12 protein-coding genes and 1 tRNA gene are annotated in these 20,122 nt (G+C 66.9%); 3 read left to right on the top strand and 10 right to left on the bottom strand.

Annotated elements, in window-relative coordinates:
• Positions 1–222 precede the first annotated feature (222 nt).
• Positions 223–873 carry a hypothetical protein gene (locus G4D83_RS13540; protein WP_163865129.1) on the top strand — a complete coding sequence of 217 codons (651 nt, stop codon included), beginning with the start codon at positions 223–225 and terminating at the stop codon, positions 871–873.
• A 164-nt stretch (positions 874–1,037) separates the two neighbouring features.
• Here G4D83_RS13540 and G4D83_RS13535 read toward each other — a convergent pair whose 3' ends face one another.
• From G4D83_RS13535 to G4D83_RS13510, 6 genes are read right to left on the bottom strand one after another with little or no spacing between them, the layout of a single operon-like run.
• A complete protein-coding gene (locus tag G4D83_RS13535) occupies positions 1,038–2,051 on the bottom strand; it encodes a phosphotransferase enzyme family protein (protein ID WP_163865128.1) in 1,014 nt (337 codons plus the stop codon).
• A gap of 8 nt (positions 2,052–2,059) precedes the next feature.
• Positions 2,060–3,808 (bottom strand): hypothetical protein, encoded by a 1,749-nt coding sequence (locus G4D83_RS13530; RefSeq protein WP_163865127.1) that lies wholly within the window; start codon positions 3,806–3,808, stop codon positions 2,060–2,062.
• 6 nt (positions 3,809–3,814) lie between these two features.
• Positions 3,815–5,311, bottom strand: a complete 1,497-nt coding sequence (locus G4D83_RS13525; protein WP_163865126.1) for a TolC family protein — start codon at positions 5,309–5,311, stop codon at positions 3,815–3,817.
• Positions 5,308–7,419 (bottom strand): ATP-binding cassette domain-containing protein, encoded by a 2,112-nt coding sequence (locus G4D83_RS13520; RefSeq protein WP_163865125.1) that lies wholly within the window; start codon positions 7,417–7,419, stop codon positions 5,308–5,310. The genes G4D83_RS13525 and G4D83_RS13520 overlap by 4 nt, the downstream gene beginning before the upstream one ends.
• Complete coding sequence (locus G4D83_RS13515) at positions 7,416–10,148, bottom strand: ATP-binding cassette domain-containing protein (protein ID WP_163865124.1); 2,733 nt, start codon at positions 10,146–10,148, stop codon at positions 7,416–7,418. Before G4D83_RS13515 ends, G4D83_RS13520 begins: the two co-directional genes overlap by 4 nt.
• A 2-nt stretch (positions 10,149–10,150) precedes the next feature.
• Positions 10,151–11,368 (bottom strand): HlyD family secretion protein, encoded by a 1,218-nt coding sequence (locus tag G4D83_RS13510; protein ID WP_163865123.1) that lies wholly within the window; start codon positions 11,366–11,368, stop codon positions 10,151–10,153.
• A gap of 1,336 nt (positions 11,369–12,704) precedes the next feature.
• On the opposite strand from G4D83_RS13510, the gene G4D83_RS13505 reads away from it, so the two are divergent.
• Entirely contained in the window at positions 12,705–13,148 is a 444-nt protein-coding gene (locus G4D83_RS13505) for a hypothetical protein (RefSeq protein ID WP_163865122.1), read from the top strand.
• Positions 13,149–13,609: 461 nt separating this feature from the next.
• Here the strand turns inward: G4D83_RS13505 and G4D83_RS13500 are convergent, their stop codons facing one another.
• The 3 genes from G4D83_RS13500 to G4D83_RS13490 form a co-directional block, all read right to left on the bottom strand.
• Positions 13,610–15,259, bottom strand: a complete 1,650-nt coding sequence (locus G4D83_RS13500) for a mechanosensitive ion channel family protein (RefSeq protein ID WP_240356306.1) — start codon at positions 15,257–15,259, stop codon at positions 13,610–13,612.
• A gap of 283 nt (positions 15,260–15,542) precedes the next feature.
• The gene (locus G4D83_RS13495) at positions 15,543–16,802 is read right to left on the bottom strand and encodes an imm11 family protein (RefSeq protein WP_205522630.1); all 1,260 of its coding nucleotides are present in this window, start codon (positions 16,800–16,802) and stop codon (positions 15,543–15,545) included.
• 17 nt (positions 16,803–16,819) lie between these two features.
• On the bottom strand, positions 16,820–18,181 hold the full coding sequence (locus tag G4D83_RS13490) for a SitA5 family polymorphic toxin (RefSeq protein WP_163865121.1): 1,362 nt from the start codon (positions 18,179–18,181) through the stop codon (positions 16,820–16,822).
• Between the two features lie 341 nt (positions 18,182–18,522).
• Between G4D83_RS13490 and G4D83_RS13485 the strand changes: the two genes are divergently transcribed.
• A tRNA-Ile gene (locus G4D83_RS13485) sits at positions 18,523–18,596 on the top strand.
• A gap of 55 nt (positions 18,597–18,651) precedes the next feature.
• Here the strand turns inward: G4D83_RS13485 and G4D83_RS13480 are convergent.
• Positions 18,652–20,034 carry a hypothetical protein gene (locus G4D83_RS13480; protein ID WP_163865120.1) on the bottom strand — a complete coding sequence of 461 codons (1,383 nt, stop codon included), beginning with the start codon at positions 20,032–20,034 and terminating at the stop codon, positions 18,652–18,654.
• Positions 20,035–20,122: the final 88 nt, after the last annotated feature.

Below are 20,122 nucleotides of genomic sequence, written 5' to 3'. Positions count from 1 at the left end.
CGGTGCGCACCTCCTCGTGCGAGGGCGGGGCAAAGTCTGTATCGTTCACGGCGGGGAACTCCTCGGCCTCCTCGCCAAAGGAGGACCGTCTCGGTTGGTTTCACCGAGGAGCTTCCCTCTTTCCCGCCCGTCCCTCCTCGCCATCTACACACTTATAGGGACACGACCCGGCCTGGACACGGCGACCGCAGTACGGTCACTGCTTCGTGCTTACATGGCCACATGTACATTACCCTTGAGCCAACCGGGTTCAATGCGCAGTACGGGTTTCCGCGCGAGGGCGAGCCACCTGCTGCCGCTGCGTTCTTCCCGACCGCGCATACCTTGCTTTGGCGAGTCCGCTCTCCGCCCCATGAACACGTCTGCTTGGCAACGGGCGAGTGGCTAAAAGATCTGACTGGTACGGTCCGTATAGAGATCGGTCAGTTCATCGAGATGGAGGGCAAGCGCTATGGCGGTCTCCTCCGGGCCTTCGGTCCCCGCAGCGAGGGAGAGCGCACCTTTCATGTTGACCTACGGGTATCGCCCGATGTCTTCGAGCGCCTCCTTGGTCCCGTTTACGCCGGAAGGCTGCCCACTATCGCCATCGAGATGGCCGAGGGAGCAGCGATGCAGACCACGCTGCCCGCTGGCATCAAGTGGGACAGCGCCCAGCACGGCTGGGTCGAAGTGGTCTGGTGGGATTTCTGGTTCAAACTCACGCCGGCGAGCGACGCCGAGATCGATGCATCGAAGTCCCCTCCCACTGCGGCGCAGGTCGATGCTCTCCAGAAACAGCTCGGCTCTTTGGCGCGACAATTGGGTTGTTTGCTGTGGCTGGGGGCGAGTGGGGTCACTCTCCTCGGCATCCTGCTCTGGACGCTGCGCGGATGAACTGGACCTGCATCCGCCTTCGACATGGCTTGGCTGAGTCGGTTCCCGGCTCCCGCCCTATAGAGGAACCGGAACCAATCAGCCTGAACCGCCGCTCAGTGGAAGGGTGGGCAGCGCCTCCTCGGCACCTCTGCACCCCTCCCTCCCCCGCAACAGCGCCCGCGCTAGAAGCTCGTGAAATCAATCTGCAGGACGGGTGTGTCCGCTTCGATGTCGCGCCGGAACCGCCCCCACCGGTCGAGCGTGCTCTCGTCGAGCACGGCCGGGTCGCGATACTGGTGGAACAGCGCGTAGTTCATCGAGCGCTGGAGCGCGAGCAGGTCCGGCACGGCCGCGAGCCACTCGCGATCCATCCGTCGGAGCTCTCGATACCCTTCGAGGAACGGCCCCAGGAACGCGGCCACCGCTTCGTCTCGCGCCTCTCGCGCCTCGCCTCGCGCGATGTAGAAGAGGAGGACCGCGATGTCCTTGACGAACCACGCGTACTCGCAGTTGTCGAAGTCGAACGCGGTGATCTTCCCTTCGGCGAAGCAGAAGTTGTGCATGTGGAGATCGGCGTGGATCAGCCCGTAGCTCTCCGGTGTTCGCGGGAGCCGGTTCAATCGCGCGATGATCGCCGCGGTGCGCTCGCGCACGAGCGTCTCCTCGGGGGGCGCGAACCGATCGATGTCGACCACGTCGTACTCATGCCATTCCTGGCGCTTGAGCCTGGGGCTCGAAGGCGCGTAGGTCTGGGCGCGGTTGTGGAGCCGCGCGAACAGCCGGCCCATGTCGCGGAACAGGGGGGCCTTCCAGTAGCGCTCCTTGAGCGGAGGCGCGTCGTCGAAGACGATGCCCGGCGCGCGCTCGAACGCGGTGGCGACGAAGTAGCTTCCGGGCTCGCGGTCTTCGATCCGCTCCACGAACTGCCCCGAATCGGAGAGGATCGGCGAGGCGATGGGAATGCGCGCGGCGGCCAGATAGCGAACGAACTCGACCTCCCCCAGCGTGTAGTCAATCGTTCGCCGCGTACTGTGCGAGATGCGCAAGATAAGGCTTTCGCCGTCGTCGTTCTGCGCCTCGTAGACGAAGTTCTCGAAGGCCTGGAGCTCGGTGAGCTGCTCGGGGGACAGGCCATACCGGCGCGCGGCCTCATCGCGAATCGGTTCGTGGAAGCGGCGGACAAGCTCTGGATGCATCGAACCCTCTAGTCCTTCAACGTGAGGCTGCTCCCACCGTAGCCCAGCACGGTCGAGGCAGAGTCGCTGGTGACCGAGACGCCCAGGCCGCGCGCGAGGGTCTCCGCCAACGGGGGGCCATTGCGCGGCCGCGTGAACACAGCCAGGTCCATGCCGGTCAGGGGGGAATCCGGGCGCCGGAGCCGCTGGTTCAGCATCGCCTGCTCGCGCTCGACGACGCGCAGGCACCGGCGCTCGAGGGCGAACGCGCTGGCAGCGACGCCAGCGAGCTCGCCGCGGAGGGGCTCCGCCACGACCGCGTCTGCCGGCAGCCCGTGCGCGAAGAGCTCGGCCAGTCGCCGCCGGCTCGTGTCCTGCTCGGCGGGATCCAGCTTCGCCAGCTCGTCCAGCGAGGTGCCCTGTGGCGTGCCGGGGAACGCCTCGCCGATGCGCGCGAACAACCAGCGGCTGAGCTTGATCTCGCGCTGGTAGGTCTCCGCGAGTGGGAAATCGTCCCGGAGCAACGGGTAGCGCGCGACATCGATCGGCGCCTCCACGAACTCTTGCAGCGCGGTGCGCGGGAGGTGTCCGGCGAACGCCGCCCGGAGCCGTTCGTGGAGCAGCCCCTGGGTCGCGCCGAGGAAGCGGACCACCGCTTCGACGCGCTGCCCGAGCAGGCCATAATCGATCGCGGCGTCGAGATCGCCGAGGCGCGCCGCGATGTCGGGCTGGGCTTCAATCGGTGCAGGGGCCACGCCGGTCAACACCTGCATATATTCGTTGATCAGCGCCGGCGGCCCGGCGCACACGCCGTGCGGACCATTGAAGACCGCGTGACGCTCGGCATAGTCCACGATGGTTTGCACGGTGACGGGCTGCTCGGGGGTATCTCGCACCAGGTCGTTGGTGACCAGGCGAACTCCGTCGATCAGCCGGAACATGGCCGCGAGCCCGCTGTCGAGCTCTCCGTTCGGCACCGGATGGGTGCCCCGCACCATCACGTACCCGACCGACGCGAGCGTGCAGACGACCATCATGTGGAGCTCGCCCGCGGTGAGCACGCCCGGGGTCCGGGGCGGCATGCGCGCGAAGAAGGCCTTGCGGAACTGCTCGGTCAGCGAGAGCAGGTCCGGCCACTGACGCGCCATGCCCTTCATCGCGGTCACGTTCATCGGGAGTTCGTTCTGGTACCGGCTCCCCGCGTAGTGGCACTGCTTGCGCACGGTGGGGAGGTCGAGGAACAAGGTGCGCGGTCCGACGTTGTTCTCGCCCACTTGCCGGCCGTCACCGTCGAGCGCCGGATGCGCCACGCGGTAGACCGGAACGACGACCTCGAGGTTCGACAGCTCCAACGCCCGTCCGTACGCCTGTTCGGTCAGCACGGGGCAACGATTGTCGTGGGCGCTGAACGTGAGCGGCTCACGCCCGGCTGGCACCTCACCCAACCGCTCAGGGTAGGACACCGTGGTGCGGCCCGTGGGCGCATCCGAGACCCGCCGCAGCACCCGCTGTTCAATCAAGGCTTCGAGCAGGTCCCGGATCTTGTCCCAGGAATGGGGCGCGCCGTCCGACCACGCCATGGCGTCGGAGGCTTGAAATTGCTCGACCTGGATCAGCTTCTCGCCCAAGGGCGCGATGTCCGGCTCGTCGAAGATGAGCTCCACCTCGCCATAGAAGAGGTGCAGGACCTGCTGGCCATTCCCCGCGTCGATCCGGTCGTGCGTGAGCCGCTTTCGATTGGGAATGTAGAGCATCTCATCCGCTTGCAGCTGTGCCATGGCTTTTCACTCCCGATTGAGTGTGACGTCGCGCGACCAGGTGCCGCCGAGCGAACGATAGACCGCGACGCGATGGTTGAGCAGCACCCGTTGCGCTTGCAGACTCGCGCGCTCGAGCCCGACCAGATTCGTCAGGGCGGAGAGCACCGTCAGATAGTCCGAGAGCCCCTGCTCGAAGAGCCGCCTCGCCTCGTCCAGGAGCCGCTGCCCGAGCTGGACCTGCGCGCGCAGGGCGCGCAGGTTCGTCGCCCCGGTCTCCTCCTGGACCACGGCATCCTGCACCCGCCCGATCGCGGTGTTCAGCGCGAGCTGGTATTGGACGTGGCGACGGTGGAGCTGGATCGGCAGGCGCATGTGCTCGGTGAATCGCCTTCCATCGAAAAAGGCCCAGGTCAGGTTCACGCCGACGACGGACTGGTGGAGGACCGGCTCCGAGGGGCCGACCTTCGCGGCGCCCACGCTGCCCACCAGTTCGATTGTCGGAAGCCAGCTCGCCCGGTTCGCGTTGATGCGGTGCTCGACCTCGGCGACGCGCAGCTCCTGGAGCCGCATCTCCGGCGTGTTCGCGTTCAGGTCTCCTGGCGTTCCGAGTCTGGGCGGAGGCGGGAGATCGGGGAGCTGTCGCTCGAGGGGGACGATGTCGTCCGCGGGATTGGGGACCCGGCCCAGCAGCGCCTTCAGCTCCGAATTCAAGAGCGCGCTCCGGGCGGAGATCAGCGGCACCTGCGCTTCGAGGTTCAGCAGCAACTGCTCCTGCTGCAGCACCGCGAGCCGGGGCGTGAGGTGCTGCTCGAACCGCGCTTGAATCAGCCGCAGCAGCTCCTTGTTGTAGTCGATCTGCCGCAGCGTGAGGTCCCGGAGCGCGCGGGCCTCGAGGATGTCGAACCAGACCTGGGTGATCCGCTGCGCGAGGTCCTGGACGCGGGCCTCGGTGAGCTGCCGCTGCTGCTCGGCGAAGTTCATTCCCGCGCTCCGCTGCGCGGCGAGGTTTCCGAACAGGTCGACCTGGTAGGTCACGCCGACATCGGCGGTGGCGATGCTGTACCTGGCCTGGGTTGCCGGCGCGGGCGGAACGATGGCGACCACATGACTCAGCCCCGCCGGGTTGAGGATGCCGACCTGGAGCGGGTACCACCAACCTTGCGGCACGTTGGGGTCGAGCTGGTTCTCGTAGATCAGATCCCGCACGTCGTGCAGGACCAGGCTGTTGGCGAAGCACTCCTGGATGGCCGTGTCGAGCGCCGGATCGGCGAACGCCGACCACCAGACCTCGTCCCGGGTGACGTGCTCGGCGGGCCGCGAGGGTGCGCCCTCCTCCTTCGGCGGCCGAGGGCTTGGAGCCTCACCCTCGGGTGCGCTGGACGGTGGAGGCGGCTCGGTGCTCGGCTCGACGGAGGTCGAGTAGCTGCCTGGCGCCTGAGGCGGTGTGACGACGACGGGACGGACCAGCCCACAACCGGAGCAGGTCGTCGCGAGGAGTGCGAGCGTGAGTCGAAGGCTCATGGGTGGCTGACGACCACGAGGGCTTTCGCGTGGTTGAGGACGCAGCGCTGCGCGACCCGCATGGTCTCGGGATCGAGGGAGGCGAAGCTCTCGTCGAGGATGACCAGCTCGACCCCCTGCAACAGCGTGCGTGCGATGTAGAGCCGGCTCTTCTCGCCGTGCGAGAGTTGCCAGCCGGTCTCGCCGATCATCTCCTCGAGGCCGGCGGGCATCTTGGCGACCAGTTCGTCCAGCCCGAGCTCCTTGCACAGCGCGGCGGCCTTGGTCCGCAGCTCGGGCGAGGTCGGCCACTCGCGCCCGAGCAGGAGGTTGTACGCGAAGCTGCCGGACAGGACGTGGTTCTCGTGGAACTGAGGCGCGGCGGTGATGCGCTTGCGCCAGCCCGAGGAGCCGAACGTCGCGCGGTCCAACGCGTGCAGCAGCATCACCCCGCCCTGCGGCCTCCTCATGCCCGTGAGCAGCGACACCAGCGTCGACTTGCCACCGCCCGATGGGCCCTCCAGCAGGATGCGGTCGCCCTGCGCTATCTGGAACGAGCAGTTCTCGAGCACCGGCCGGGTGCGCGCGTCGTGCCGGAAGGTCACGCCCCGCGCCTCGATGAGGCTTCCGCCGTCGGCGTCGGTGGGCTTGCCCCCCTCCATTTCGAGAGGAACTTTCGATTCGAGCTCGGGGCGGCCCACCGCGAGCAACAAGTCGCGGATCTGTTCGAACGACACCGCCGCCTGGGAGACCTGCTGGAAGTAGACGGAGACCTCGTCGAAGGCGCGCAGCGCGAGCAAGATGCCGCCCACGGCCACCGCCAGCGCGCTGGCATTGGCCGTACCGGTGCTGAAACCCGGCAGCAAGGTCAGCAGGCCGAGCACCAACCAGCCGTCGCGCAGGAGCGCGGTCAACTGCATGGTCCGGCGATCCATCTCCTTCGAGATCTCGGAGTAGGAGCTCAAGCGGAGGTCTTCGCCATCATGCCAGCGCTCGAGTGGAAGCTGCGCCAGCCGCGTCCGATGGCCGAGCATGCGCTCGAGCAGGTCGTGGGTGATTTCGACGCGCGCGCTCGACCACTCCCGCTGGACACCATAGTGGCGGCGCGCGAGGACGAACGCGACCACGACCCACAGGACGAGCGCCATCGCCTGGGGCCACCCTCCCGCCCCGAGCACGAGGATGACGCCCGCCATGATCAAGTCGACGAGCGACAACACCGCGAGCAGGGCGCCGCCGACCGCGAGCTGCTCGACGACCTCGGCCTCGGCGACGCGGCCGAAATGGCGGCCGATGCCGTCGAGCCGCACCTCGTCGGGGGTCAGCTTGAGGGTTCCCGCGAGGAGCTGCTGCTTCAGCAGCGTTCCGAGCCGGATCGAGAACACGCCCTGCCACCACACCTCGAGCATGCGCAGCGGAATCGCGCACGCGATGACGGCGATCCACCCCAGGAACCAGCCGGTCTCGAGGTGGGCCTGGAGCGCGGCGCGACCGAGCAACCAGAACGAGCCCGCCAGCACCACCGAGAGGAGCGTGTGGCTCACGAGGATGCCGACGGCGAGCGAGGGGATGTCGCCGAGCAGCGTCCGCCGGCTCGCGGTGCGCCTGGGGCGCATGATCCAGCCGGTGCGCAGCAGCGCCTGGCCGAGCCGCTGCAGCAGCATCCGTGAGCGGGCGCGCTCGCGCGCACGGGGCGACATCTCCACACCGCCGAGCAGTTGGTCCACCTCGGCGACGGTGGCTTCCTGCTCTTCGCGCAGGAGCGCGAGCGCGCTCTTCGTCGGGAGCGAAACCACCGTGGCGTCGCGCGCGAGCAGGCGCAGCTTCCCGCGCCGCGTGCCCAGCAGCACCAGATAGGACGGGACGCCGTCTCGCCGGACCTGGAGGATGCAGGGCGCGGCGCGTTCGAGGACGTCGGGCAGCTCGTGGTAGAGCGGCGTGATCGGCTCGAGCTCCACGCCGAGTCGATCTCCGAGCGCGAACATCCAGACCCGGCTCGGCTCGACGGCCGCCGCGGGCGGAGCGATCTCACCCGCGGCCCTGCCATAGCCCTGCCTCTGCGCCAGTTGCTCCAGCGCATCGGGCAGTCGCTCGACCGGCCACAACAGGTCGGAGTGCGAGCGCGTCATCCCACCAGCTCCAGCTCGCCCGCGGCGGGCTTCGCGACCGGCGTCTCCACCGGCTTCGGCGCCGGCCTCTCCACCAGTTGGCCGTCCGAAAGCCACCAATGGCGCCAGTGCCCGCCGCCCCAGAGCAGCGTGCGATTCTCCTGGTCGGCGCGAAGGAGCACGGAGTACCGCGACTCCTTGTTCGCGAGCAGCTCCTTCGGCGGCCCGTTCTCGAGGATCCGACCGTTCTCGACCACGAGCACGCGATCGAACTCCTGGGTGTGCTCGACGTCGTGGGTGACACAGAGGAGCGTGATGTCTGCCCAGAGCCGCCGGGACTCGGCGAGGAGCCGCGCGCGCCGGTCGCGATCAAGACCGCGAAAGGGCTCGTCGAGGATGGCCAGGCGCACGCCGGAGCGGAGCATCGCGCGCGCCAGGCGCACGCGCTGACCCTGGCCGCCGGAGACAAGCCCTCCGCCTTCGCCCAACGACGTCTGCAGCCCGTCTGGAAGCGCCTCGAGGATGTCGAGCATCTCGGCGCCCTTGAGCGCCCCAGACAGTGCCCAGCCGTGCGCGCCATCGTTGCCATACCGGATGTTGTCGATGAGGCTCTGGTTCCAGAGACTGATCGCCGGGTCCACCCAGGCCGTGGTGCGCCGCAGCCGCTCGACAGCGGCCTGGTCGAGCACCTGCCCGTCGACCTTGATCTCACCGCGCGCCGGCCGGAGCCAGCCGAGCAGAAGGCCGACCAGCGTCGACTTGCCCGCGCCGGAGACACCGACCACGGCCACGTGCTCGCCGGGGGCGATCTTCAAGGAGACCTTGTCGAGGATGGTGTGACCGCCGCCCTTCACGCGGACCTTCTCCATCACGATCGAAACGCCGCTCGCGGCGCCCGCGGGCGCGACAGGCGCCTGCACCGGCGACTCGGTCCGTGCCGTCGGCTCCTTGATGTCGCCGATGATATCGAGGAGCCGGCGAACCCGGTTCATCGCATTCGGGAACGCGCGGCTCAGCACCATCAGCCGCTGGCCGAGGATGGGGTAGCGCAGCGCCCAATAGACGACCAGCAACACCAGCGAAGCCCGCTCGGTGCCGGCGAGGTACGAGTAGACGAGCAGCATGACGAGGCCGTAGCTCACCAGCATCAGCCCGCCTTCGAACCCGACCGACAGCGTCTGGACCCAATAGCGGGCCTTGGTCCAGCTGACGAGCAAGGTCTCCTGCGCGCGGCGCAGCGACCGCTCGGCGCCGTGGATGCGGATCGGCGTGAGCCCGACGAGCGCGTTCAGGGTGAAGCCGCTGAGCGCGCCTGAGTGCATCTGCACGCGCAGGTCGGGCTCGAAGAGCAGCTTCTGCGCGACCAGGGGCACGAGCAGCGTGACCGCCGCGAGCCCGAGCACGATGTGCCATGCGTACGGTGCGGCCCAGATGAGCGCGGCGGTGATGCTCGCGACCTCGAGCGACAGGATGGCGGCCTGCGCGAGCAACTGCGGCAGCGACCGCATCGCCTGGATGTTGTGCGTGCGAGACGCCATGTCGGAGGCGAGCCGGCTCTGGAAATAGCGGTCCTCCATCTCGGGGAGCTTCTCGAAATAGGCCTTCCGCAGCCGCACCTCGAGCCGGCGGCCGATGCCGAGCAGTCCCAAGGAAATGGGGATCTGGATGAGCATGAAGCAGAGCGCGACGCCCGCGAGAACGGCCATGCCCGTCGCACGCTGCGCGAACGTGCCGAGGTCGCGCCCCAGGTCGAGCACGCCACGGAGCATCAACGCTTGCAGGATCCGCCCGAAGGTGGCGAACACCAGTCCCACCGCGATCAGGCCCGGAACGACCCACGAATCCTCGCCTCGCAGGCGGAGCAGCATTCGCGCCGGGCTCACCTGTCTGGCGACGAGCTCCGTCGCCAGGTCGCTGGCGAGCACGGCTCTCGGCGCGTCTTCACCTGTGCGCGAAGCCTCTTCGCGCCAACCGCGAATCCGCATCAGCACCGCGCCGGTCATCGACAGCTCGCCGTCCACCTCGGGGTTGGGGCGAACGGACCAATAGGCAGCGGGAATGGGCACTTCGCCGGAAGCGTCCTTCGCAATCATGGATTGCAGCAGACCCGCCGCGGTCGCTCCTCGCCGGACGGCGCCCGCGCGGATCATCGCTTCGGACGCCCGGCACGCGGCGTCGAGCCTGGCGATGGACAGATACCCGGTGTCCTCGAGCGCCCGGGCCACCAGCGCCCGCGCCTGCGTGGCACCCAGGTTCAGCAGGCGGCGCTCGAACGTCGCGACCGCCTCCTCGGACCCGGCCCATTCGCGCCAGCCGGTCGCCGGAACGGACGTGGTGTGCTGGTACAGGTGGCCCAGCAGCGTCGAGATCCGGGTCCAGTGACGGCCCGCCGCCGGGTCCATGACCTGGACGAATGGGCCGATGCGCTTCCACAGCACCACGAAGTGCGGCCGTCCTCCCGCGCTGAGCGTGACGATGATGGAGGGGAGCGCCTTGGCTTCAGGGACCACCACGTGATCGAGCGGAAGCATCACCTGCTCGGAGTCGAGCCCGAGCTGGTTGGCGACTTCATCCAAGGTGACGATCGAGGTGCCGTCGACGTCCGTCTGACACACTTCGCGAAGGACGCGATAGTTGAGCTCGACGCCCATTCCCGCGAACAGGCTCTTGAGCGAAGCGGGACCGCAGTCCGTCGCCGAGATCTGGATGACCTCGGGAATGATCGAGCGCCGGACCCTGGGAGGAGTCATGGTCAGCGGGCCTCGGCTTCGGGCTGAAACACGCTCGTGGGCGGCTCTTCAGGCTGCGGGTTCCATTCGCCGAGCGACCGCATCAGCAGCGCGACAGGCGATGCCCGCGCGACCTCGACCTCCACCACCAGGGTCATGCCGTGACGGAGCTGGATGCGTGGGTCGTCCGGCGGTGCGAACTTGAGCTCGACGCGCACCGTACCGGGGATGGCCTCGGGCGTGGCCGTCTGGCCGGGCTCGGTCCCGACGGCCGTCACCCTGGCGGGGACCGTCCCGTAGATGGTGTTCGGGTAGCCGTCGAGCTTGAGGCGCGCCGTCTGGCCGGGCTGGATCAATCCGACGACCTCCTTCGGGAAACGGGCGCGCACCCGCACCTCGGCATTGCTCGCGACGATGGTGCCGACCCGCTGCCCATCGGCGATGAACGCTCCCGAGCCGAGCTCCGCCACGTCGACCAGGTGGCCCGTGGCCGGCGCCCGATACAGCTTCCGCTCGATCTGGTACTCGAGGCGGTCGATGGCGCCCCGGAGCTCCCGGATCCGCCCCTCGGCGCCCAGCTCCTCGCGCTCGAGTCCGAGCAGCTGCGCGGCGAAGGCTTGACGGCGCACGTTCTGCTCGCGCCGCAGTCGGGTGAGCGCCAGGCCCTGCGCCGTCTGCGCGAAGCTGAGCGCGTCAACATCGGTCGTGCGCTCGAGCTTCTCCATCTCCGAGACCGCGCCAGTCGGGCTCTTGAGGGCCAGCTGCTCGCGTTCCACCGCGAGCCGATGCCTGGGCACGAGCTCCTGCTCCCTCCCCAGCGCCTCCTTGACCGCGACCTCGTCCACCCCTGCCGTCAAAGCCGCCTCTTCGCGCTTGTTGGTGATCTGCTGGCGGATGATAGCGAGTTCCTTCTCGGTCGCGGCGAGCGTCGCCTTGCTCCGCTCGAGCTCGAGGCGCTCGGCCCGTGCGTCGAACTCGATGAGGAGGTCGCCTTCCTTGACCTGCTGGTCGAGCTTGAGATGCGAGAGCACGACCCTGCCCGCGCTGGGCGGCTCGATGCGATGGACGGCGTTGTGTGGCTCGATCCGGGCCTGTGAGCTGGCCTTGACGAGCGGGACCTTGGCGAACAGCGACCAGACGATGAGCCCGCCGACGCACAACACCATCAGAGCGACGAACACGAGGCGCGTGTCCGACTCGTAGTTCAGGGAACGAAGGGTCCGCTCGAAGGGATATGCCATGGTCCGCGAACCAAAGTCGCCTTAATGGCCGCGCCGTGTCAACACCTCGGCCACTGCTTTGTGATTCACGCTCCCCTTGGCTGAATACGTGCACATCGATGCGACGCGGGACTTCGCCCGCATCGCCGCAATGCGCCACATATTGTACTTGGGTTCGATTTGACATCCAGCTTCGATTACACTTAGCGTTCAATTTGAAAGGAGGCACGACATGAAGATCAAGCTCCACGTTCGCGGCGGTCCGAAGGCGCGTTCGTAGTCAGTCGTTTTGACGCCTGCTGTCGAAGCTGGGCGTCCCTCGTTTTCGATCACAAGAGGGGGGTTGATGGGGATCTTCCATCAGCCCCTCCTCTCGTTTGTGGCAACGTCTTGACCTCACAGGTCCTCGTGCCTGCCAGGTTGCGCCAGAACCTCTCAGGCGCTTGAACCGAATATTCCAGGGCGCTCCTGGGTGGCTGTTGTACCAGTCTCGTGGCTTCCCAAAGTTGGGCGGCACCTCAATCCCAACGCCGCAAGTCGGGCGGGTTCGCCCGGCATTTTGTCCCTGCTCGGCCGTGTGCCGCGCCAGCATTGATGAGCAACTCGGCCTGCTTGAGATGACTTGGCACCATCACCTTCCGACCTGCTGAGTCAGCCACCCTCCCGTCAGAGCGACGAACACGAGGCGCGTGTCCGACTCGTGGTGCAGGGAACGAAGGGTCCGCGCGAAGGGACATGCCATGGTCCGCGAACCAAAGTCGCCTTGATGGCCGCGCCGGGTCAACACCTCGGCCACTGCCTTGTGATTCACGCGCCCCTTGGCTGAATACGTGCACATCGATGCGACACGAGACTTCGCCCGCATCGCCGCAATGCGCCACATTTTGTTCCTTGGTTCGATTTGACATCCAGCTTCGATTACACTTAGCGTTCAATTTGAAAGGAGGCACGACATGAAGATCAAGCTCCACGTTCGCGGCGGCCCGAAGGCTCGTTAGTAGTCAGCCGTGTTGACGCCAGCTGTCGAGGCTGGTCGTCCCTCGTTTCCGATGACCAGAGGGGGGTTGATGGGGATCTTCCATCAGCCCCTCCTCTCATTTCTGGCACTGTCTTGACCTCGCAGGTCCTCGTTCCTGCCAGGTTGCTCCAGAACCTCTCAGGTGCTTGAGCCGAATATTCCAGGGGGTGATGCCTCAACCCCAACCTTGCAAGTCGGGCAGGCTCAGCCGCCATTTTGTCCCTGCTCGGCCGTGTGTCGCGCCAGCATTGATGAGCAAATCGGCTTGCTTGAGCTGACTTGGCACCATCATCCTCCGACCTGCTGAGTCAGCCACCCTCGCCAGTCATCACGGCTTCAATGTTTCAATGGCAGCAGCTCGCCTCCATCCAGGGGCTGCACGTCACCTTCACCAACGCCAACAAGGACGGCCTCGCCGACGCGCTACTCTACAGCCCGGGCAGCGGCACCTCGACGCTGTACGCCAACACCGGCGACGGGTGGGTCGCCCAGCCGGTGGGCGCCTTCGCGTCCCTGGGGATGGGCGTCTCGGCGCCGCTGGCCGCGGACGGCAGCGGCAGCGGCAGCGGCAGCGGCAGCGGCAGCGGCGAGCTGTACCGCCTGGTGACGGGCAAGGCGCGTACGGTGGCGCTCGACGCCGCGCCCACCGGACCGCTGCGGGAGGCGGACGACGTGCGGGGCAGGCGGCTGCGGCTCGGCTCCGCGCGCGGGCCGGCCACCCCCGGCGGCCGATCCGCGGCAGACGGTGCTGGACACCTTCCGGGTGCGCTCGGCCGGCGATGACGAGGTCGCCTACACCGACGGCTACGCCTCGCCCCGGGGCGCATCCCACCGGGCGCTACCTGCTCGGTTATCAGCCCACCGTGTTGGGCACGTTCCCGGCGGCGCAAGCGGATGCAAAGGGGGCACCTCCCGCGAAAGCCGCGATGGACGCAGCGGCGGGAGGAAGGCCTCCATGGACGAGCTCGTCCCGAAGGACCACGGCGAGGAGCTTGCAATCTTCAGCAGCCAGGTCATCGGCCCGGTGGTGCACCGCCAGTTGACGCGCGGAGAGGCGCGGGGCGCACGGAGGGAGCTGGCGCGGCAGAAGTTCCGCCCGCTCGCAACCGAGCGCACGCGGCACTTCAGCGTGCCGACGCTGGTACTACCGCTTGCGCAAGCACGGCCTCGCCTCCCCGCGGCCGCATCGCGGCGTCCCTCGTCCGCGAGGAGAGAGGCGCGGTGCGCCCCCGTTGACACGAGGACTACCGAACCGAGGCGGCAATGGCCTGGGGCTCCTCCTCCGGCGGCGCGGCGGCGGTGGCGGGAAGCGCCGTGGTCCCCTCGTATTGCACCGACTTGGGATAGGGAAGTTCCAGGCCGTTGGCGTTGAAGGCGTCGAACAGCAGCCGATTGAGCAGCCGCTTCACGTCGAAGTGCGTCCCTGGCTGGACCTTGGCTTCAATGCGAATGGTCATCCAGCTCTCGTCCATGCTCTCGATACCCAGCAGCTTGGGCATCTCGGACACCTTGCCCGCCGACAGCAAGGGCACCTGCTCGCAGACCTGGCCAATCACATCCAGCACCTTCTTCAGGTCGCACTCATAGGCCACGGCCATGTCCACGACCGCCAGCGTCCAGCCGCGACTGTAATTGATGACATTCTTGACTTCACCATTGCGGAGGATGTGAAGGCGCCCGAAGCGGTCTCGAATGCGGGTGATGCGAGGCGTTATCTCCTCCACCACGCCCTCGGTATCGTTGATGCGGATGTAGTCGCCGTTCAGAATCTGGTCCTCGAAGAGCAGGAAGATGCCGTTGACCATGTCCGTGACGATGGCCTGTGAGCCCAGACCCACGGTGAGGCCGACGATGCCGGCGCCAGCGAGGATGGGGGTGGGGTCCACACCCAGGTCGCTGAGCACCATCATCCCCACCAGGAAGTAGACCAGGTACGTGGAGGCTCGCTGGATGAGGGCAACGAAGGTGTTGCGCCGCCGGGCCTTGTCATCCAGGTCGAGACCGTCCACCTTGAAGGCCCGGGCGATGAGCAGCCGGACGAACTCCACGGCGACGCTGGCGGCGAAGAACAGGGCGATGACGCGGATGAGCACCGGCCCGTACGGAGCAAAGGGCTCCAGGCCCTGGAACCGACGGATGATGAGGGTCGCCACCGAGATGTAGACGATGGCCTCCAGGCTCCGCTGCCCCACCGGCAGCAGCCGGCTGAGGGCCATGAAGTACTCCTCGTACTTCGTGGCCGTGCTCTTCGCCCGCCAGGAATCGACCAGCCGACCCGACATCAGGTGCAGCAAGGACACCGCCAGGCGCCCACCGCTGATGCACAGCAACACGAAGACGGTGGTGCCAACGAGCCAGTCGAACGCGGCCGGGGGTTGCAGCGAGGTGACCGCCACGCCCACCGCGAAGTAGGCCAGCACCAGTTTGATGAAGCCGGGTCCCTGCTCCATCGCCTTCTGGGCATGTGCCCTGTGCTCCGGGCGCAGTTGCCACTCGTTCACCTTGCGCTCGAGCCGCATCAGGAGCTGGCGTGCCGTCCGATCCAACACCAGGAAGGCCGTCAGCAAGAGCACCAGCAGCCCCGCTCCGCGCCCCAGGGCCGACAGCCCCTCCACCGTCACCCCCGCCAGCAAGGCATTGAAGGGGGGCTCCAGGTCCTTCTTCGCCCACAGGGAGAAGCCCAGCACGGCGATGCCGACGATGACCACCACGAAGGACAGGAGGGCGGCGCTCAGCCGGGCGCGCTTGCGAAGCGCATCCGCCATCGGCTCCAGCGCCTTCACACCCATCAGCCGGATGCCCTGGTACAGCAGCGCACTGGAGGCCACGAGCACGGCCCAGAGGACGAGCAGCAACAATGTCACGCTCAATCCGACGAGCCATGCGTTGTTCAACTCGACCGTATCCGCAAGTCGGAAGATTTCCATGCGCCGGGGCATAGCACAGCGAACGGACTGGACTGAGTTGCTCAAGAGGACTGTCGAGCTCGACGTGTTCGCCCGCGTCAGGTGTGGAGTCAGGCAGGCACCTGGGGCTGGTTTACCCCACGACACCTGATGGGTGCGCGCTCCGCCTCCAGGGTGAAAACGGACCGCGCTCCAGGTGGGCAACCGCCTCTTCCTTGGTCTCAACTGAAGCGGATCACGCCCAGCGTCACGTCATCCACGGATGAGGCCGTCACACCACGGTCTTACGCCACGCGCGAGACACATGTTCCTGTCCGGCTTGGGCGAAGCGCCGCACCAGTTCGTCCCGGCCGCGCGTTCCGTGTTCGAGCAGATATGCGAGCTCCGCGGGCATCAGCACCTTCACGGTGACCAGCCGGACCTCTCCGGCCGGCATGGTGAAGCGGCCTGGCAACGTGCTCGACTCCATGCCTAGCAACACCCCCACCCTGCCCTCCTTCGTCAGCAGAGGCTCGGGCATTCCCTGGCCTGAAACTTCCATGGATAGGAAGCCTGCCTTCACCTTCTCGCGCACGCTTTCGTGTTCCGCGATTTCGTCCCCCACCCGCTCCAGCAACAACAGGAGCCAGCTCTTCTCGACGTGCGCCTGGGGCTCGTTCGTCTCCAAGGCCAGTTCCAGGCCGAAGCCCACGGACGGCTCGGGATCCACTCCGTCCACGACGAAGAAGTCCGAGAGCCCGTGCGTCACCAGCAGGGTTCGCCCATTCTCGCGGTGGATGACACGCCACATCTGACGCCGGGCCGGCCAGTTTCCTCCGACGACAATGGGAATGATGACCTCATCATCCAATTTTCCCAGGGTGCGCCAGAAGACGCCGCGGGCAGCGTCTGACTGATCCGCCAGAGCCATGAGCTGATGGTTGCGTTCTCGCTCTTCCGGACTGATGGCGCTCGGACCGGTGACCTCCATGAACTTCGCCCCCGAGACGCCCGCTCGCTCCAGCGCCTCCTTGATGTCCTCGGACACGATGAGCGCGATACTCCACCCCCAGGTCCGGAACACCTTCGCATCGCCCACCTTCGCCGGATCGATTCGCATGCCCGACACGCCGCGATACTTGCCGACTTTCTCCGGGCGCCCATCCTCCGGCGTCCAGTACCGCACCTCCTCCGACGTGCTGTCGTCGATGCACCGGATGGTACGGGTCACGTTGACGAGAAAATACGGCTCGGACTCCGAGGCGACCTTCACAGGGAAGAGCTGAACGTCATCGGGCGCAAGACTGGCGAGCACCGCGACTACCTTCGCGTGAACGACAGGCGTGACGCCAATGCCCGCCATGGAGAAGTCGTTCGGCTTGCCCGACCGGTCGATCGGAATCGTCAGGCGCCCTTCGACCTGGACCGGCTCACCCTTCCTGAACATCCATGGGTTGGCGACTTCTCTCCCTGTCTCGTCAGTCGGGTCGCCCAGGCTCCATCGACCAGGAGAGGAGACGTCGTCAAGCAACTCGAAGTACCGCATCGCCATGATGGCTCCATCCCATTTCAAGTCCGAGTCACCAGTCCGTTGAGTTTGGAGCCAGGAGTAGCAATCTCCGCGGCAAGTCTCTTCAGGGCGCTGGTGAGTGACTCACGACATTGTTGCATACTGCTACAGTCTTCCATCGCCTCGTTCAGCCGCCTGAACACATCACGATGGTATGCCTCTGGGTGAGGCCCCTTGTGTCCAGGTACGCGGACCTTGTTGACCGAGTCATTGAGGGACATGCCCGCCCGGTCGAAGAGCTTCTTGAACTCCGGTGACCACGGACCACCGTTGTTGAAGGAGTCCCACCACTTGTTGGTGGCGATGTGGTGCTCGTGGGCACTGGTCGCCACCGGCTCGGACACTACGGCCCGCGTACCGCTTGCCGTCTCCGCGACAGCGTCCGGGTCCAGGGCGATGGTGATGACGCCTCCCGCTGCCACCGCCACGGAGGTGACCTGCCCCGCTGCCGACAACCTGAAGCCACCCTGCCCTGCTCCCACCAGCGCAGCCTGTGCGGAGCCAGGGAGCGTGGGAATCCGCGCCCCCAGCGTCTGCGCCGTGCTCCCCAGCGCCGCCATCGCCAGCATGACGAACGCCCGCGCGGCATTCCTCCCCATCACCTCTCCATACTTCTCGCCCGCGTCCTGAATCCCGTCGAAGGCGGTTGCCTCCTCTACCTCCTTCGCCAACACCCTCCAGCCCTGCACCAGGCTCCACACCGTGTCCCATCCCAAGTACGCGATGAGCGCTACCGTCAGCGTCGCGGCGATGCCCTTTGAAAGCAGGGGTTCAGGCACCAGCCACAAGGCGAAGTAGACCGCGCCCGTCGTGGCGAGCATCGTCATCATCGACTCCTTGTCCGTCAGCCCCTCCAAGGCCTCGGCCGTTTCATCCCAGACCGAATCCAGAGCCAGGCGGAAGGCCAGGATGCGCTTGCCCTCCTCATCCAGGGTGACGCCCTCGTCCAGCAAGTGGAGGCAGTCTCGGGATTGCTCCTGGCGTTGGCACCAGCGTCCGTAAGCACTCGCCAGCTCCGTCTCCGCGTCCGGCGCTTCGGCCACGAGAATGCGGCCTCGCCGCGGCTCCTCGACAGAGACCAGTCCCAGGCGTCCCCGCGCACGAGTGGCGGCACGAGGGGACTCGAGGTTGAACAGCCGCATCGCGGTATCCCTCGGCCGAGAGGGAAGAGGCGCGGTGCGCGCCAACTGCTGGACAGTCTCGGTGAACTCGTCGGCGTCGAGCCTCGCCGGCTCGTCATCGGTGCGTGGCTCGTAGACAATGGGCCGTCCTTCGCCCGTATCCAGTCGCACCGCGCTGGAGGCCGCACAGCCCGAGCCCATCAACACCAGCAGCACCACGGTGCCCCACCGCAGCGTCATGCGCCTCTCCCGTCATCGCGACCCTCTCGAGAGTCGAAGTCCATGAAGTACCAAATCAGACCCATCTGGACCGAGGGGCGTAAGGACTCGGCGCTGCATGCCGCCTTGGCGCAGGGTACCTGCACCATGAGTACGGCCCTGCTCGCGCCGAATGAGCCTGCTCCTGCCCTCATCTTTCCAGGCCGGGCAGAGCGCCAGGACAACAGAGAGGTCCACTCCTGGATGGCCCCAAATCCGCCCTCCTCCCTCTGAAATCCAAGGGAGGCGACTCCCTGGACCCCTGGTCGCTTCGAAGTTCTTGCGGTGACGCGACGCTCCCGATATACGGGCCCTCACTTCACGGCCAGGTAGCTCACCTGGTTAGAGCGGCGGTCTCATAATCCGCAGGTAGTCGGTTCAAGTCCGACCCTGGCCACTGCCCCGGAGTCACTTCCTGAGTGACTCCGGGGCTTTTCTTTGGGCCGGTCCGCTCACGAGTCGTAGCCCGTGTGCCCCCGCAGTACGACGACCAGGTTCCGGAACGGGTAGTACAGCACCGTCCAGTGCGCGAACTGGTGGCAGTTCTGGCAGGGCTCCTCGGACGTGGCCACCCACGCCTGGACCTCTCCCGCCGTCGCAGCCGAATCGAGCGCCGCGAGCAGCACCCGTCCATCGCCATAGCTCGTCTGCGACAGGAACACGCTCTGCCCCAGGCCCGCCCGGTCCGTGAGGACCCCAGCCTCCACGGCGGGCATCCCCGGATGCGCCCCGGCGAGCTTCGCGAGCACTCCCTGGATCGTCACGCGCTCCGTCGGACACCTCGGCGTGATGTAGCTCTCGATGGGCTCCAGGTAGTGCCACGTCCCGCTGTTGGAGCCGGCATTCCACACGGCACGCGCGGGCTCCAGCGGCAACGAATCCACCGGGCGAAGCACCAGCGGCTCCCTGGGCACGCCCTGACACGCCCTCCGTGCATCCAGACAGTGGAGGACCTCCCGATACGAGCCACAGGCGGACAGGTCCGTGGCCTCCTCGGGCAGCGCGTTCAGACAGTCTTCCGGCCCCGGGTAGCATCCCGGCGTGGGCCAGACCTCGTAGGCATCCCCCGTCGTCAACTCCAGGCTCGTCACCCGCGCCACCAGCCGGGCCGTCTTCCTCGCCGTCGTCCCGCCCGTAAGGCTCGCATCGAAAACGAGCGGAACCGTGTGCGGGTCCATCGCGGGCCGCACCGCCGAATACGTCCAATCCAACCGGAAGGTGTCCGCATCCATCCGCGACACGCTCGGAATCCCATCCGCCGCCGTCACCGCCAGCGCATCCGCGGCGACATCCACTCTCCCCCGGAACACGACATTCCCCTCCGCGTTCTTCACGTAGACAGGGTCCACCTCCTCATCGATGACCAGCGCGCTCGCGCCACGGAAGTCGAAGAAGCGTGGATACACCTCAATCTTCGCCGTGTAGCTCGTCGGCGTGCCCGTGAAGGTATCGATGGCGATGAACAACGGCCTGCCCGACAGAATCTCGTGAAGCTCCGGCCCGTCCGGCAGCACCACCTCGAAACGCCGCTCGCTGATGATGTTCGCCGTCCCAAAGCCATCATCCGGAATGAAGCTGAAGACATGCTCCAGATAGCGATTCGCCGTCGCATGCAGAATCAGCGACCGCACTCCATTGCGCGTCTCGAAAGTCCCCATCGTCTCGAAGCTCAACTCCAGCGAGGCCTCCGTCGCATAGATGCGCGTGGCCGTCGCCTTCGCCTCGGAGACTCCCAGGTCATCCCCGGGCGCGGCACCCGGATCCAACCCCGAGTCCTGACACGCGAGGACACCCAAGACGGCGAGCCCCACCCACCACAGTTCACGCAGGCGCATCCAGCTCCTCCAGACAGGCGATATCGAGGAAAACACATCCACGTGACCACCCGCTCACCACGGGTGTCAATCCCTGCCCATCCCACGC

Origin of the sequence: Myxococcus eversor, assembly GCF_010894455.1 — a bacterium.
GTDB classification, from domain to species: domain Bacteria; phylum Myxococcota; class Myxococcia; order Myxococcales; family Myxococcaceae; genus Myxococcus; species Myxococcus eversor.
Note: the sequence above shows the minus strand (reverse complement) of the source record. Positions and strands in the feature narration are given on the sequence as shown.